Origin of the sequence: Caballeronia sp. LZ065 (assembly GCF_031450975.1) — a bacterium.
In the GTDB taxonomy this organism is placed as follows: domain Bacteria; phylum Pseudomonadota; class Gammaproteobacteria; order Burkholderiales; family Burkholderiaceae; genus Caballeronia.
On record NZ_JARUXV010000001.1, the window covers coordinates 2406399 to 2420937 of the forward strand.

The window sequence follows — 14539 nt, forward strand, 5'->3', positions numbered from 1 at the left end:
TTTTCGGCGCGCCGCGAGCGCAAGCGCCGCGTCATGCCCGACGGGCGGACAGTGCGGCGTCCACGGCCCGGGCATCGAGCCGGTAGTGGCACAGCTCGACGCCGTCGAGCACCAGCACGGGAACCCGCTCGTCGTAGCGCGCCTCGAGCACCGGATCTTCGTCGATATCGATCCATTCGATTGCCGCGCCGTGCCGCGTCGCAATCGGCTCCAGCGCGGCGCGCATCTCTTCGCACAAATGGCACCAGGCACGGCCATAGAGCTTGAAGACCGACGCGGGCATCGACATCATGGCAGCGCTTACTTCTGCGCCGGCACGCGCGGACGCAGCGGCACGAACTGCGTGTTGTCGCCGCGCCGCACGAGCACCGCGATCATCTTGCTGGCGTCGAGATTCTGCGCGACTGCCTCGAACTGCTTGGCGCTCGTGATGTCGGTATCGCCCACGCGCAGGATGATGTCGCCCTTCTGGAAGCCCGCGCGCGCCGCCGGACCTTCCACTGCGTCCACCTGCACGCCGTTGTTCAGTTTGAGCGTCTTCTTCTGCTCGGCGGGAATGTCGCTCACGGCGAGCCCGAGCGAATTGCTCGCGCGTTCCTTAGGCTGCGGCGTCTTCTTTTGCTCGGTCTTCGCGACCTTGTCCGGCTGCATCTCGGTTACGGTGATCGGCAGATCGCGTGTCTGGCCCTTGCGCCAGATCGTGATCGTGGCCTTCGTGCCGGGCTTGGTGTCGCCGACCATGCGCGGCAAGTCCGTCGCGGTCTCGACGCTCTGGCCGTTGAAGCGCGTGATGATGTCGCCCGGCTGCACGCCGGCCTTGTCAGCCGGGCCGCCCGACTCGACGCTCGACACCAGCGCACCCTGCGCCTTCGGCAGCCCGAGCGAATCGGCGACATCCTTCGTCACCTCGCCGATCGCCACCGCGATGCGGCCGCGCGTCACCTTACCCGTGGTCTTGAGCTGATCGGCCACGCGCATGGCTTCGTCGATCGGAATCGCGAACGAAATGCCCATGAAACCGCCGGTGCGGCTGTAGATCTGCGAGTTGATGCCGATCACCTCGCCCGCCATGTTGATCAGCGGACCGCCCGAGTTGCCCGGATTCACCGCGACATCGGTCTGGATGAACGGCAGGTAATCGCCGGTATCGCGGCCCTTCGCGCTGACGATGCCCGCGGTCACGGTGTTGTCGAGGCCGAACGGCGAGCCGATCGCGAGCACCCACTCGCCGACGCGCACCTTGTTCGAATCGCCGATGGTGATGGCCGGCAGGTTCGTCGCGCTGATCTTCACCACGGCGACGTCCGTGCGTTCATCCACGCCGATGAGCCGCGCCTTGAATTCCCGCTTGTCGGTGAGCGTGACGTAGATGGTGTCGGCGTCATCGACGACGTGAGCGTTGGTCATCACGTAGCCGTCGGTGGACAGGATGAAGCCCGAGCCGACGCCGCTGCTCTGCTCGGAGTTGTCCTGGTTGTCGTCGGGCGCGTTGCGGCTGCCGCCCTTGCCCTGGTCGCCTTGACCACTGCCGCCGTTGTTGCCGCCGCCGTTATTGCCGCCTCCACCGCCGCCGCCATTATTGCCGCCTCCACCGCCGCCGCCGCCCCGAGGCGGCTGGCCGGGCATCGGAATGCCGAAGAAGCGGCGGAAGAATTCAGACATATCGCCTTCGTCCATGCCGGGCGGCAAGCCGCGCAGGTCACTGCCGGAACTGACGCGCGACGTGGTGCGGATGTTCACCACGGAAGGACCGACCTTGTCGACGAGCGTCGTGAAGTCCGGCAGATTCACCGTGGGCACCGCCGCCGCCGTTTGCGAGATGAACGGCAGGCACACGGCGAGCGCCGCGGCCGCGATGAACTTGCGCAGCGAGTAATGGCTCATGAGCGGGAGACCGGGGTCGGATTACTTGGAAGGCTTGTATTCTATGGTAGAAGCAAATTGCTGCAACGTGGCTTGCGGCACCTCGCCCAGCAAAGTGATCCAGAAATCTCCGCGCCGCTTCACCAGCACATGCGTGGCGCCACTATTTCCCGCCCCTTCCTTGCGCGTATTTTTCTCGACGGGCTCGACGAAGACCGAAATGGTCGCCAGTCCGTCCGAAAACACTGCCTGATCGACGGGGATCGGCGGCTGTCCCGGCTGGCTCGACGCCATCGGCCGGCGCAGTTCGCGAATCTTGCGGAACCCGGCGACGTTCGGCGTCAGTTGCCAGCCTTGCGCTTCCATATCGACCGGCTGCACCGGCGGGCGGACGACGGTCCAGCCAGACGTGCTGCGGATGCCGTTGGCGATCGGCGTCTTGTCGCCCGGACCGCCAATCTTCACCTGTGAAAACGACAGCTGTTCGAGCACCTGGCCGTCGGCGTCCAGCGTCTGGGCGCGCAGCAGCAGGCCGGTTTTGGCATCGGCCCAGAGCTTGTAGGCGAATCGATAGGCATCTTTCGGATCGAGTTCGAGCACCGTGGCGTCGAGCCCCGCGACGCGGTCGTTGCCGAGCATTTTCGGCTCGTAAGCGGCGAGCACCTGAGCGCCGCTCGAGGCGAGCAGGGCCGGGAAGGAATCGCGATTCTGCCGATGCTCGACCACCAGCAAATGACGCTCGGGCACGAACGTGAACATGTCGTCGTCGTGGCGCAGCATCTTGCGCGGCGCGCCGTCCAGACTTTCGAGCGATTCATATTCGCCGTCGCCGCGCGTGGCGACGTGCGTGATGCGCGACGACTGCACCGTCGCGCCACGCTGGTAGACAAACGTGCCTTCGTAATTCTGCTGCTGCGCCGCTTCGTGGATGCGGTCGAGCAGCGTGGCGGCTGATTTGCGCGCGGCGGCGGGATCATCTCCCTGGGCGAAACTGCCCGATGCCGCCGTCAACAACACGGCCGCGCAAAGCATGAATGCCGGCAGCCGTCCCCAATGGTTCGTTTTGTTCAACCGCACACTCGGCATCAAATTATTGGTCCTGCGAGGTAGCCGCCGCGCGAATCAAGGGCATCGAACCGGGCATTACAGGCTGTTGGGAAAACTGCTGATGCGCTTCCAGGTACTGATCCAGATTGGCGTCGCGAATGATGTTCGCCTCGACGATCGGCGAGCGTGTAGTAGCCGCCGGCACGGATGCCATGGCCACGCGCTGCATCGAATCCGCCGGCGCGACGCTGGCCATCTGCGCGCCACCGTGGCTGTCCACGCCCTGCAACTGCGGCACGACAATCCACGTCAGCGTGGCGGCCGCCGCGGCCACCGCAAAAGCCGGCATCACGCGACGGCGCAGCATGCCCCCGCGCGCTTTTGCCGCAGGCAGCGCAGCCGGGGCCAGCACATGCGCCTCGGCTTCGAAACGCTCGGAGAAGGCGGCCATGAACGCGCTGCTGCGCGCCGGGCTGACCGCGAGATCGTCGCAGCGCAGCGCGTCTCCGATCAGGTGATACGCCGACCACGCCGCGCGGTCGTCGTGTTTCAGTTCCGCGAGAAACTGGCCGAGGTTGCCCATTTCCTCGACGGACTCACCGTCGACGAATGCCGACATGCGTTCGCCGCGCGAACCTGCTTGCATCTGATTCTGCACCGAGACCGACCCCATGATGCTCCCCATCTCTTTGACCCACACCCGTAGTGACACCAACTGACCCAGAAATCGCGTCCTTGCCCCGTGGTTGAGCGCCGCTTACCAGCGCTTGCCTTCGGGAGTGTCCAACAACGGACGCAATTTTGCCGCAATGGCTTCGCGAGCACGAAAAATTCTCGATCTGACGGTGCCGATGGGGCAATTCATCATCTCGGCGATTTCCTCGTAACTCAACCCTTCGATTTCCCGGAGTGTGATGGCGGTGCGAAGCTCCTCGGGCAACAGCGCCATCGCAGCATTGACCGTCTGTGCGATCTGCTTGCTCATCAACATCGACTCGGGCGTGTTGATATCCCTTAGTTGGTCGGCGTCGGAGAAAGTTTCCGCTTCTTCGGCATCTGCTTCGGTAGAAGTGGGCGCCCGGCGCCCTTGCGTGGCAAGGTAGTTCTTTGCCGTATTGACGGCGATGCGATACAGCCAGGTGTAGAACGCCGATTCGCCCCGGAATTGCGGCAGCGCACGATAAGCCTTGATGAAGGCGTCCTGGGCGACGTCCTCGACCTCGGCGGGGTCGCGCACGAGGCGCGAGATCAGTCGAATGATCTTGCGGTGGTACTTGGCGACCAGCAGTTCGAACGCGGCCTTGTCACCCTTCTGCACCCGTTCGACCAGCAATTGGTCGATTTCTTTTTCGCTCACCTGGGAAATCCGTTTGACTTTGGGCTGTTGCGCGGAGGGCTATTGTAACGGCCCCGCTTGTAAGGCAACTGGAACGCTCATCAGACGTTACAGTCGTTACAGGTGGGAAGCCGCGCTGCGACGGGCCTGCACGGCGAGCTGGCGGAGAGTTTCGGCGTCGATGGAATCGGCCGCGACGAGCAGCGTTCCGGCTTTTCTGTGCGCGCTTGTCCAGCGCAGCGCGAGCAGCCAGCCGCCCCACTGCGCGCAGCGCACAATCCGCACGTGGCAGAGGATGCCGCCCGGACGCTGGAGCGTGAGGCCGTCGGCATGCAGGTGCAGGGCCTTGGGCTGCGCACGCATCCATCGGTACGACGCCAGTCCGAGCAGCGCCGCCGTCAGCGCGCACGCCACAGCCGCATGACCGGCGTGGCCCGTGTGAGCGAATACGCACTGGAACACCGCGCCACAGGCAACGGCCAGACAACCTGCATGAGCCGCGAGCAGAAAACGCGACGGCCGCAGCGGAATGCCCGGCGCGAAGCCGGTTTCCCGATGCGGCCGGATCACGCGGGCGCTCGTCATCTCAGTTGCCGTGACGGCGCGCGGCAGACTCAGTGACGCTTGAAGACGAGCGAACCGTTCGTGCCGCCAAAGCCGAACGAGTTCTTCACCGCCACGTCGATCTTCATGTCACGCGCGGTATTGGCGCAGTAATCCAGGTCGCACTTCGGATCCTGGTTGAAGATGTTGATGGTCGGCGGCGACACCTGGTTGTGAATGGCCAGCACCGTGAACACCGACTCCAGGCCGCCCGCGCCGCCCAGCAGGTGGCCGGTCATCGACTTGGTGGAATTCACGACGGCCTTCTTCGCCTGATCGCCGAGCGCACGCGTGATGCCGATGGTCTCGGCGATGTCGCCGAGCGGCGTGGACGTGCCGTGCGCGTTGACGTAGTTCACTTCGTCGGGGTTGACGCGCGCGTTCTTCATCGCGTTGACCATGGCGCGGCGGCCGCCGTCGCCGTCTTCCGGCGGCGCGGTCATGTGGTAAGCGTCGCCGCTCATGCCATAGCCCAGGACTTCAGCGTAGATCTTCGCGCCGCGCGCCTTCGCGTGTTCGTACTCTTCGAGCACCATCACGCCCGCGCCCTCGCCCAGCACGAAGCCATCGCGGTCCATGTCCCACGGACGGCTGGCGGTAGCGGGGTCGTCGTTGCGCTGCGACAGCGCGCGCGCCGCCGCGAAACCGCCGATGCCGAGCGGCGAAACGGTGGCTTCGGCACCGCCGGCGATCATGACGTCTGCGTCACCGTATTCGATCAGGCGCGACGCCTCGCCGATGCAGTGCAGGCCGGTCGTGCAGGCGGTGACCATCGAGAGATTCGGGCCCTTGAAGCCGAAGCGGATGGACAGATGGCCGGAGATCATGTTGATGATCGAGGCCGGCACGAAGAACGGCGAAATGCGGCGCGGGCCGCGATTGAGCAATTCGGTCTGCGTGACTTCGATCATCGGCAGGCCGCCGATGCCCGAGCCAACCACCACGCCCACGCGCTCCGCGTTGTCCTCGGTGATCTCGAGGCCGCTGTCCTGCATGGCCTGGACGCCTGCCGCGAAGCCGTAATGGATGAACGTATCCATATGGCGCGCTTCCTTGGCGGGCATGTAATCCTCGATGTTGAAGCCCTTCACTTCCCCTGCGAAACGCGTGGAGAAGTTCGTGGCGTCGAACTTCGTGATATTCGCGATACCCGACTTGCCCGCGACCAGATTGGCCCAGCCGTCGGCAACGGTATTGCCGACAGGCGAAACGAGCCCCAGGCCTGTAACAACAACTCGACGACGGCTCACGGTAACCCCTTATCCATAGAATGACGAAATACAAAAGCCACAGCGGCCACAGGAAACCGCCCTGTGTGCCCTGTGGCTTTCAAACTGGTCTTTGCAGCGACTGAGCATCTAGCTGATCAGCGATGCGCCGCTGGCCCTCAGTACCTCAGGCCTTGACGTTGGCGCGAGCGTAATCGATCGCTTGCTGAACCGTGGTGATCTTCTCGGCTTCTTCATCCGGAATTTCCATGCCGAATTCGTCTTCGAGCGCCATCACCAGTTCAACGGTATCGAGCGAGTCAGCGCCCAGATCGTTCACGAACGACGCTTCGTTCTTGATTTCGGCTTCCGCCACGCCCAGTTGTTCGGCGACGATCTTCTTCACGCGCTGTTCGATGTTGTCCATGCAGCCCTCCGAGGGGAAAAAAGTTCAAAAATACGAGTGCGCGCATTTTATCAGGTTTGGACCCGCAAAATACGGCGCTTCAGTTCCACGCTCCGCTGTCCGGCGCGCTGCTTCAAGCGGCCTGCCGGGGCTTTGCGATGATTTCTTGCCGCCGCGCGGCGGCGGCGCGCACGATGCCTTGCAGAGCATAGTGCGCGCCCGTCCGGCGCGGATATTAAGCGAAAACGGGCAAAATTCCTATTCAACCTTACATGTACATGCCGCCATTCACGTGCAGCGTCGTGCCCGTGATATAGCCGGCGTGCGGCGAGGCCAGGAATGCCACAGCATGCGCGATATCTTCCGGGCTGCCCAGTCGGCCAAGTGGTATGGATGCGGTGAGCGCCGCGCGCTGCTCTTCGGGCAGCACCTTGGTCATGTCGGTGTCGATGAAACCCGGCGCGATGCAGTTGACGGTAATCCCGCGGCTGCCGATCTCGCGCGCCAGCGCCCGCGTCATGCCCGCGACGCCGGCCTTGGCCGCCGCGTAGTTGGCCTGGCCGGGATTGCCCGACGAGCCGACCACCGACGTGATGTTGATGATGCGGCCGCCGCGCGCCTTCATCATCGGGCGCAGCACCGCGCGCGACAGACGGAAGACGGCGCGCAGGTTGGTGTCGATGACGGCATCGAACTCGTCGTCTTTCATGCGCATCGCGAGCTGGTCCTTCGTGATGCCCGCGTTGTTCACGAGCACGTTCAGGCCGCCAAATTCCTTCACGATGCCGTCGATGAACGCATCGCCCGCTGCGTCGTCATTGACGTTCAGCACCGCCCCGCGGCCCTTGCCGCCCGCCTGCGCCAGCGCCTCGCCGATGCTCGCCGCGCCGCTTTCGCTCGTGGCCGTGCCGATGACCGTCGCGCCCTGCTTCGCGAGTTCGAGCGCAATCGCCCGTCCGATGCCGCGCGACGCGCCCGTCACGACCGCTACTTGGTTTTCCAGGCTCATGGTGTCGTTCCTTATGTCGTTCAGCCAGCAATCAGTGTGCGCGTGTCGTCGAGCGAGGCTGGATCGAAGATGGAAGCGCCGGTCAGGTTGCCGTCAATGCGCTTCGTCAGGCCCGCGAGCACCTTGCCCGGGCCGCATTCGACGACGTGCGTGACGCCGTCGCGCGCCATGGCCTGCACGCATTCGACCCAGCGCACCGGGCCCGCGGCCTGGCGCACGAGCGCGTCCTTGATCGCGGCCGGATCGGAGACGATCGAGACATCGATGTTATTGATCAGCGGAATGTGCGGCGCCTTGATCTCGACCTGGGCGAGATAGTCGCGCAACTGGTCGGACGCGGGCTTGAGCAGCGACGAATGGAACGGCGCCGACACCGGCAGCGGCAGCGCGCGCTTGGCGCCCTTCGCCTTCGCGACTTCGCAGGCTTTCTCGACCGCCGCCTTCGAGCCGGCGATCACGACCTGCGCAGGCGCGTTGAAGTTCACCGCTTCCACCACGCCCGCCGACGCCGCTTCGACGCACACCGCGCGCACGGTGTCGTCATCGAGACCGAGGATCGCGGCCATGCCGCCCTCGCCCACCGGCACGGCGTTCTGCATTGCCTGCGCGCGGAAACGCACGAGCGGCACGGCATCCGCGAACGCCAGCGCGCCGGCCGCGACGAGCGCCGTGTATTCGCCCAGGCTATGGCCCGCGACGAGCGCCGGCTTGAGGCCGGTTTCCTGCTCCCACACGCGGTAGATTGCATACGCCGCCGTCAGCATGACCGGCTGGGTGTTGGTCGTCAGGTTCAGGTCTTCGGCGGGGCCTTCGGCGATCAGCTTGCCGAGATCCTGGCCGAGCGCGTCGGAGGCTTGCTGCAGCGTCTCGCGCACGATGGCGTGGTCAGCGAAGGCGTTGAGCATGCCGATCGACTGCGAACCCTGTCCGGGGAAAACGAATGCAAATTTCATCTCGTCCTCGTTGTCTGGAATGCGCCGCGATGCCTTCGCGGACCGCGCGCTGCATGGGCGCGCGGGGTCTGTCACGAAGGGCAATCAGCGGCGGATAGGTGAAGTGACTGGAGAAGCGCGGCCGGGGAATCAGTAGCGGATGACCGATGCGCCCCAGGTGAAGCCGCCGCCCACGCCTTCGATCAGCAGATGGTCGCCGCGCTTGATGCGGCCGTCGCGCACGGCGACGTCGAAGGCGAGCGGAATCGAGGCAGCCGACGTATTGCCATGCTCGCCGACCGTCACCACCATGCGCTCGGGCGGCAGATGCAGCTTGCGGGCCGTGCTCTGCATGATGCGGATGTTGGCCTGATGGGGAATCAGCCAGTCGATGTCTTCCGGCGTGAGCTGCGCACGCTCGAGCGCCTCGACGGCGACCTTCTCCAGCACGTTGACGGCGAGCTTGAAGACAGCCTGTCCATCCATGTGCAGGAACGCGCTGCCTTCGACCACGCCGCCGTTCACGTTGCCCGGCGTGCACAGGATGTCCGAATGGCTGCCGTCCGCGTGCAGCGCGCTCGACAGCACGCCCGGCTCTTCCGACGCCTGCAGGATGATGGCGCCGGCGCCGTCGCCGAACAGCACGCAGGTGGTGCGGTCCTTGAAGTCGAGGATGCGCGAGAAGGTTTCCGCGCCGATCACAAGCGCCGTGCGGGCAAGGCCGCTGCGAATGAAGCTGTCCGCGGTGGCGACGCCGTAGGCGAAGCCGGAGCAGACGGCCTGCACGTCGAAGGCCGCGCCGTGATTGCGGATGCCGAGCTTGTTCTGCAGCAGGCAGGCCGTGCTCGGGAACACGAAGTCCGGCGTGGAGGTGGCGACGATGATCAGATCGATCGACTGGGGATCGATACCCGCTGCCTCGATGGCCCGCTGCGAGGCGATCAGCGCGAGGTCGCTTGAGGTCTGGTTCGGCGCCGCGAAGTGGCGCGCGTGAATGCCGGTGCGGGCGACGATCCATTCGTCGCTCGTCTCGACGCCCTGTTTCGCGAGACGATCGGCCAAGTCCTGATTCGTGACGCGCTCGTCCGGCAGATAGCTGCCGGTGCCCAGCACGCGGGAGTAGAGATTGGTTTGAGCCATTATGCCTTCGAATGTAGCGCAGTTCCGGACTCGCCCGGCGGGTTCGGCTGCGAGTTGGGCTGTGTAGCGGGCTGTGTAGCTGGCTGCGAGTCTGCTGCGGCAGCAGCGGCGCTTGACGGCGTGCCTTCGGCGCCTGCGACAAGCGGCGCCTCGGGCGCGGACACGCCGGTCTCGCGCGCGGCGGGCGCGTTTTCTTCCATCGCGCGCACCAGGCGTTCGAGCACGCCATTTTTGACGGCATCATACCCGCGTTTGATCGCCCACTCAAAACCGAAGGCCTCGGCCGAGCCGTGGCTCTTGATGACGAGCCCGCGCAGGCCCAGCAAGGCTGCGCCGTTGTATTGCGCGGGATCGACGCGGCGCTTGAAACGCTTGAGCACCGGCAGCGCGACGAGCGCCATCAGCTTCGATGCGTACGAGCGGCTGAACTCTTCCTTGATGATGTCGGTGAGCATCTTCGCAAGCCCTTCCGACGTCTTCAGCGCGACATTGCCGACGAAGCCGTCGCACACGACGACATCCGTCGTGCCCTTGTAGATGTCGTTGCCTTCCACGTTGCCGTAGAAATTGAGCGTGCTCGCCCGCAGCAGTTCGCCTGCGCGCTTGATGGTCTCGTTGCCCTTGATGACTTCTTCGCCGATATTGAGCAGACCGATGGTCGGCCGCTCGCGGCCCTCGATGGCCGACACCAGCGCGTGGCCCATCTCGGCGAACTGCAGCAGATGCCCGGGCTCGCAATCGACGTTGGCGCCGAGATCGAGCACCGTGGTGTAGCCCTTCTGGCTCGGCATGGCAAACGCGATGGCGGGACGTTCGATGCCGGCGAGCGTCTTCAACACATAGCGCGAGACCGCCATGAGCGCGCCGGTGTTGCCAGCGGAAATGCAGGTCTGCGCCGCGCCTTCCTTCACGAGGTTGAGCGCGACACGCATCGACGAATCTTTCTTCTTGCGCAGCGCGACTTCGACCGGGTCGTCCATGGCGACGACTTCGCTCGCGGCGACGACGCTCAGGCGAGCTTCGTCGAGTGCCTTGCACTTCTTGAGCTGGGCGCGGATGGGCTGCTCGAGACCGACGAGCATGAGATGCGCGTCGGGATGCGAGCGCACGAAACTGACGGCAGCAGGAACGGTCACGGCCGGACCGTGGTCGCCCCCCATGCAGTCGATGGTGATCTTTACAGTCATGGAACGCGACGAATTTCGGACACAAAAAAGCGGCAGTGAAATGCCGCCTTCTTGTCGTACCGGGAAAGTGTCAAGAGCGAATTGCGCCCGGGCGCCCGCAGAATGGTTTCCGCGAGCCGGACGGGCGACGGGGAACGCTTAGTCGTTCTTCGTCTTGATGACTTTCTTGCCACGATAATAGCCATTCGGGCTCACGTGGTGGCGGAGGTGCACTTCACCCGTGCTCGGCTCGACAGCCAGCGGAGCCGTCGTGAGGAAGTCGTGGGAACGGTGCATGCCGCGCTTCGACGGCGACTTCTTGTTTTGCTGAACTGCCATGATTACTCCAGAAAAATTTTGCGAATTCTAACACAGCCCGATCCGCCGACAGCCCTCGGCCGTACGGCCATCGGGTGCGCACATCGCGCTACCTGTTTGTTGCTGCTACAAAACCGGTTCAGTGCGTTACTGCTTGCCGCCGCTGGAACCGCCCGGCTTGAGCTTTTCCAGCACCGCAAACGGATTCGGCTTGTCTGCTGCTTCCGCTGCACTGCTTTCTTCCGACTCGTCGTCGGCGCTGCCTTCAGCACTGCCTGAGAGCAGGCTTTCGTGCACCTCGGGACACACGGTGTGCTTGGGCACGAGCGGCAAGGACAACAACAACTCCTCTTCGATCAAGTCGACGAGATCGAACTGGCGCGAGCCCACGATCACTTCGACTTCATCGTCGTCGAGCGGAAATTCATCCGCTTCTTCCTCCGTCGCGACGATCCGATAAGTGGCATCGACATCGAGATGCTGCGAATACGGAGAAAGACAGCGTTGACACCTGAGCCATACCGAACCATGTACCGCGAGGCGCAGATACGGCTGCGGCGCTTCCACGCCATCGTCCTGCAATTCCGGCTGAGTCGAGCCCTCGGCCTGCCAGGTGAAGACGGTATCTTCTTCTCCCGCTGCCAGACCGCCCGACGCATCCGACACATCGGCCGGCACTTCGGCTAACATGCGCGGCATCTGCGATATGCGCAGTGCGCCGGCTGCCTGCGTGCCGCTGGTGGCGAATTCAAAAACGTCGAGCGCGCGCAGATCGGCGGGGCTCGCAGGTTTGCCAGGATTCCGGGTCATGTGCGCTCCTGCTGGTGTCTTGCTTGTGCCTTGTTTGGCGGGCGCTTCCGCGGAAGCTTCCGATGAGCGTCCAGTATGCACCGCGACGCCGCATCCGGTCAGGCGTGGCTTGCCCGAATTTGCATCAGGCTGGCTTTCATGCTTCCGCCGCTTGTGCCTGCTTGTGCCTGCTGCTGCCTGCTGCTGCCTGCTTCTGTACCTGCCGGAGCCTTACCCGGAAAGCGGCCCATCGGACTCATCGGCGTCGAGCGGGAAAGCCGCTTGCGCACCGACCGATGAAAAGCCCAAAATCATATCGGCTTTATTCTTTCGAGTCAAACACTTAAGCATCAAGCCGCGCACCATCGTTTTTTCCTTCTTTTTTACTGATTTCCCTTCATGTCCGACGCTTCAACTTCCCTTCCGCGCCTGATTCTGGCGTCGAGCTCACCGTACCGGCGCACGTTGCTGGAGCGCCTGCGGGTGCCCTTCGAGGTCGTCGTGCCGGCGATCGACGAAACGCCGCTCGAACACGAAACACCGCAGGCGACGGCGCTGCGCCTCTCCGCCGCCAAGGCGCGGGCGGCGGCGGCGCGTGTCGCGGAGCCTGACGGGCTGCTTGTGATCGGCTCGGATCAGGTCGCGACCTTCGACGGCCAGCAGATCGGCAAGCCCGGCACCCACGACAAAGCCGTCGAGCAACTGCGTGCGATGCGCGGCCGGAGCGTCGAGTTTCACAGCGCGCTGTGCGTCTTCGACAGCCGCACGAACGACACCCAGTCCGCCGATATCGTCACGCGGGTGCGCTTTCGCAACTATTCGGATGCGCAGATCGAAACCTATCTGCGCGCCGAAACGCCCTACGATTGCGCCGGCAGTGCGAAATCCGAGGGCCTGGGGATTGCGTTGCTGGACGCGATCGAGTCGGATGATCCCACCGCGCTGATCGGCCTGCCGCTGATCGCGCTGACGGGCATGCTGGCCCACGCCGGCTTGCCGGTACTGGGGGCGCGATGAGCGGCGTTCTCTACCTGATTCCGAACACCCTTGGCGAAGGCGACGCCGCCGCGCTCGCGCAGGTGCTGCCCGATCCGGTGCGCGCCCAGGCGGCCGCGCTGGGGTACTACATCGGCGAGAACGCCAAGACAACGCGCGCATTCCTGAAGAAAGTCGGCACCGAACGGCCGATCCAGGAGATTGATGTGCGCGAGCTGAACGTCAAAACGCCGCCCGGCGAGATCGACAGACTGCTCGCGCCGATCCTTGCGGGCGCCGATGCCGGACTGGTCTCCGAGGCGGGCTGCCCGGCGGTCGCCGACCCGGGCGCGCTGCTGGTGCGGCGTGCGCACGATCGCGGCGTGAAGGTGGTGCCGCTCGTCGGACCGAGCTCGATCCTGCTGGCGCTGATGGCCTCCGGCATGAACGGCCAGAGTTTTGCGTTCAACGGTTATCTGCCCGTCGATGCCGCCGAGCGCGGCAAGCGCCTGCGCGAACTCGAGCAACTGTCGCGCAAGGCCAGTCAGACGCAGATTTTCATCGAAACGCCCTATCGCAATCGCGCAATGCTCGACACGCTGATCGCCACCTGCGCGCCCTCGACGCTGATCTGCGTCGCCGTGGATCTCACCTTGCCCGGCGAAACCATCATCACGCGCACGGCGGCCGACTGGAAGAAGAAGGCCGCGCCGGACCTGCAAAAGCGTCCGGCAATCTTCCTGCTGCTCGCGGCCTGACGCTCAGCGCAACTGAAACCGGCCGCCGAGCGTCAGCGCGCGCACGGCTGCATCGCCCGCCGAGGCGCCGAAGCGCCGCACCACGCGCTCGCTGATGCTTTCCTTTTGGGTGTAGTCGACGATGTCCGGCTGCTTGATGACTTCACGCGCGACATAGCCGGCGTCGCCGAAATCGTCCGCGAGCCCGAGCGCGACGCTCTTCTCGCCGGTCCAGATCAGGCCCGAGAACATCTCCGGATCGTCTTTCAGACGCTTGCCGCGGCCCTGCTTCACCGCGTCGATGAACTGCGTGTGGATCTGGTCGAGCATGTCCTGCGCGTGGGCATTCATCGCGGGCGTTTCGGGCGAGAACGGATCGAACTCGCCCTTGTTGGCGCCCGCCGTGTGCAGGCGCCGCTGGACGCCGAGCTTGTCCATCAGGCCGGTGAAGCCGAAGCCGTCCATCAGCACGCCGATCGAGCCGACGACGCTCGCCTTGTTCACATAGATCTTGTCGGCCGCGGCGGCGACGTAATAGCCGCCCGACGCGCAGATGTCGTCGACGACCACGTACAGCGGCGTTTTCGGATATTTCGCGCGCAGTCGCTTGATCTCGCCGTACATGATGCCCGCCTGCACCGGACTGCCGCCCGGGCTGTTGATGCGCAGAATCACGCCGGCCGTGTTCTCGTCCTCAAAGGCGCTTTGCAGCGCGCCGTCGATGTTGTCGGCGCTGGCGTCGCCGGTGGCGGAAATCTCGCCCTGCAGGTCAATCAGCGCCGTGTGCTTGCCTGCCTTCGCGACCCGGTCGCCGGTGAAATCGAACACGCCCCAGGCAACCAGCCCGATGACGATCAGAAACAGAAAGCGGAAGAAGATGCGCCAGCGCCGGGCGGCGCGCTGCTCGCGAATCGCGGCCAGGGCGATGCGCTCGAGCGCTTCGCGCTCCCAGTTGTCGTTGCCGCGAGGAAGGTTGTCGGACATGCGTGATCTGGACAAGTGAATGGATT

General features: G+C 64.7%; 17 protein-coding genes. 2 read left to right on the top strand and 15 right to left on the bottom strand.

Going from position 1 to position 14539, the window contains the following annotated elements; all coding sequences use genetic code 11:
• Positions 1-31: 31 nt before the first annotated feature.
• The 14 genes from QCE63_RS11060 to QCE63_RS11125 form a co-directional block, all read right to left on the bottom strand.
• A complete protein-coding gene (locus tag QCE63_RS11060; RefSeq protein ID WP_309832864.1) occupies positions 32-292 on the bottom strand; it encodes a glutaredoxin family protein in 261 nt (86 codons plus the stop codon).
• Positions 293-300: 8 nt separating this feature from the next.
• Complete coding sequence (locus tag QCE63_RS11065; RefSeq protein ID WP_309832865.1) at positions 301-1884, bottom strand: DegQ family serine endoprotease; 1584 nt, start codon at positions 1882-1884, stop codon at positions 301-303.
• Positions 1885-1905: 21 nt separating this feature from the next.
• The gene (locus QCE63_RS11070; protein WP_309832866.1) at positions 1906-2949 is read right to left on the bottom strand and encodes a MucB/RseB C-terminal domain-containing protein; all 1044 of its coding nucleotides are present in this window, start codon (positions 2947-2949) and stop codon (positions 1906-1908) included.
• Positions 2950-2953: 4 nt separating this feature from the next.
• Positions 2954-3583 carry a sigma-E factor negative regulatory protein gene (locus tag QCE63_RS11075; protein WP_309832867.1) on the bottom strand — a complete coding sequence of 210 codons (630 nt, stop codon included), beginning with the start codon at positions 3581-3583 and terminating at the stop codon, positions 2954-2956.
• An 84-nt stretch (positions 3584-3667) separates the two neighbouring features.
• Positions 3668-4267 (bottom strand): RNA polymerase sigma factor RpoE, encoded by a 600-nt coding sequence (gene rpoE, locus QCE63_RS11080; RefSeq protein ID WP_016345879.1) that lies wholly within the window; start codon positions 4265-4267, stop codon positions 3668-3670.
• 96 nt (positions 4268-4363) lie between these two features.
• A complete protein-coding gene (locus QCE63_RS11085; RefSeq protein WP_309832868.1) occupies positions 4364-4831 on the bottom strand; it encodes a protein YgfX in 468 nt (155 codons plus the stop codon).
• 29 nt (positions 4832-4860) lie between these two features.
• Complete coding sequence (gene fabF / locus QCE63_RS11090; protein ID WP_309832870.1) at positions 4861-6099, bottom strand: beta-ketoacyl-ACP synthase II; 1239 nt, start codon at positions 6097-6099, stop codon at positions 4861-4863.
• A gap of 145 nt (positions 6100-6244) precedes the next feature.
• Complete coding sequence (gene acpP / locus QCE63_RS11095) at positions 6245-6484, bottom strand: acyl carrier protein (protein ID WP_004197638.1); 240 nt, start codon at positions 6482-6484, stop codon at positions 6245-6247.
• Positions 6485-6731: 247 nt separating this feature from the next.
• On the bottom strand, positions 6732-7472 hold the full coding sequence (gene fabG, locus QCE63_RS11100; protein ID WP_309832872.1) for a 3-oxoacyl-ACP reductase FabG: 741 nt from the start codon (positions 7470-7472) through the stop codon (positions 6732-6734).
• Positions 7473-7492: 20 nt separating this feature from the next.
• Positions 7493-8425, bottom strand: coding sequence for an ACP S-malonyltransferase (gene fabD / locus QCE63_RS11105; RefSeq protein ID WP_309832873.1), 933 nt, complete (start codon positions 8423-8425; stop codon positions 7493-7495).
• Between the two features lie 129 nt (positions 8426-8554).
• Complete coding sequence (locus tag QCE63_RS11110) at positions 8555-9544, bottom strand: beta-ketoacyl-ACP synthase III (protein WP_309832874.1); 990 nt, start codon at positions 9542-9544, stop codon at positions 8555-8557.
• Complete coding sequence (gene plsX, locus QCE63_RS11115) at positions 9544-10731, bottom strand: phosphate acyltransferase PlsX (protein WP_309832875.1); 1188 nt, start codon at positions 10729-10731, stop codon at positions 9544-9546. The genes QCE63_RS11110 and plsX overlap by 1 nt, the downstream gene beginning before the upstream one ends.
• Before the next feature lie 138 nt (positions 10732-10869).
• Positions 10870-11049: a 50S ribosomal protein L32 gene (rpmF, locus tag QCE63_RS11120; RefSeq protein WP_035501683.1), complete on the bottom strand. Its 180-nt coding sequence runs from the start codon at positions 11047-11049 to the stop codon at positions 10870-10872.
• A gap of 126 nt (positions 11050-11175) precedes the next feature.
• Positions 11176-11838, bottom strand: coding sequence for a YceD family protein (locus QCE63_RS11125; protein WP_309832876.1), 663 nt, complete (start codon positions 11836-11838; stop codon positions 11176-11178).
• Positions 11839-12216: 378 nt separating this feature from the next.
• On the opposite strand from QCE63_RS11125, the gene QCE63_RS11130 reads away from it, so the two are divergent.
• Positions 12217-12834 (top strand): Maf-like protein, encoded by a 618-nt coding sequence (locus QCE63_RS11130; protein WP_309832877.1) that lies wholly within the window; start codon positions 12217-12219, stop codon positions 12832-12834.
• Complete coding sequence (locus QCE63_RS11135; protein WP_309832878.1) at positions 12831-13550, top strand: SAM-dependent methyltransferase; 720 nt, start codon at positions 12831-12833, stop codon at positions 13548-13550. The genes QCE63_RS11130 and QCE63_RS11135 overlap by 4 nt, the downstream gene beginning before the upstream one ends.
• A gap of 3 nt (positions 13551-13553) precedes the next feature.
• Here the strand turns inward: QCE63_RS11135 and QCE63_RS11140 are convergent, their stop codons facing one another.
• Positions 13554-14513, bottom strand: a complete 960-nt coding sequence (locus QCE63_RS11140; protein ID WP_309832880.1) for a S49 family peptidase — start codon at positions 14511-14513, stop codon at positions 13554-13556.
• Positions 14514-14539: the final 26 nt, after the last annotated feature.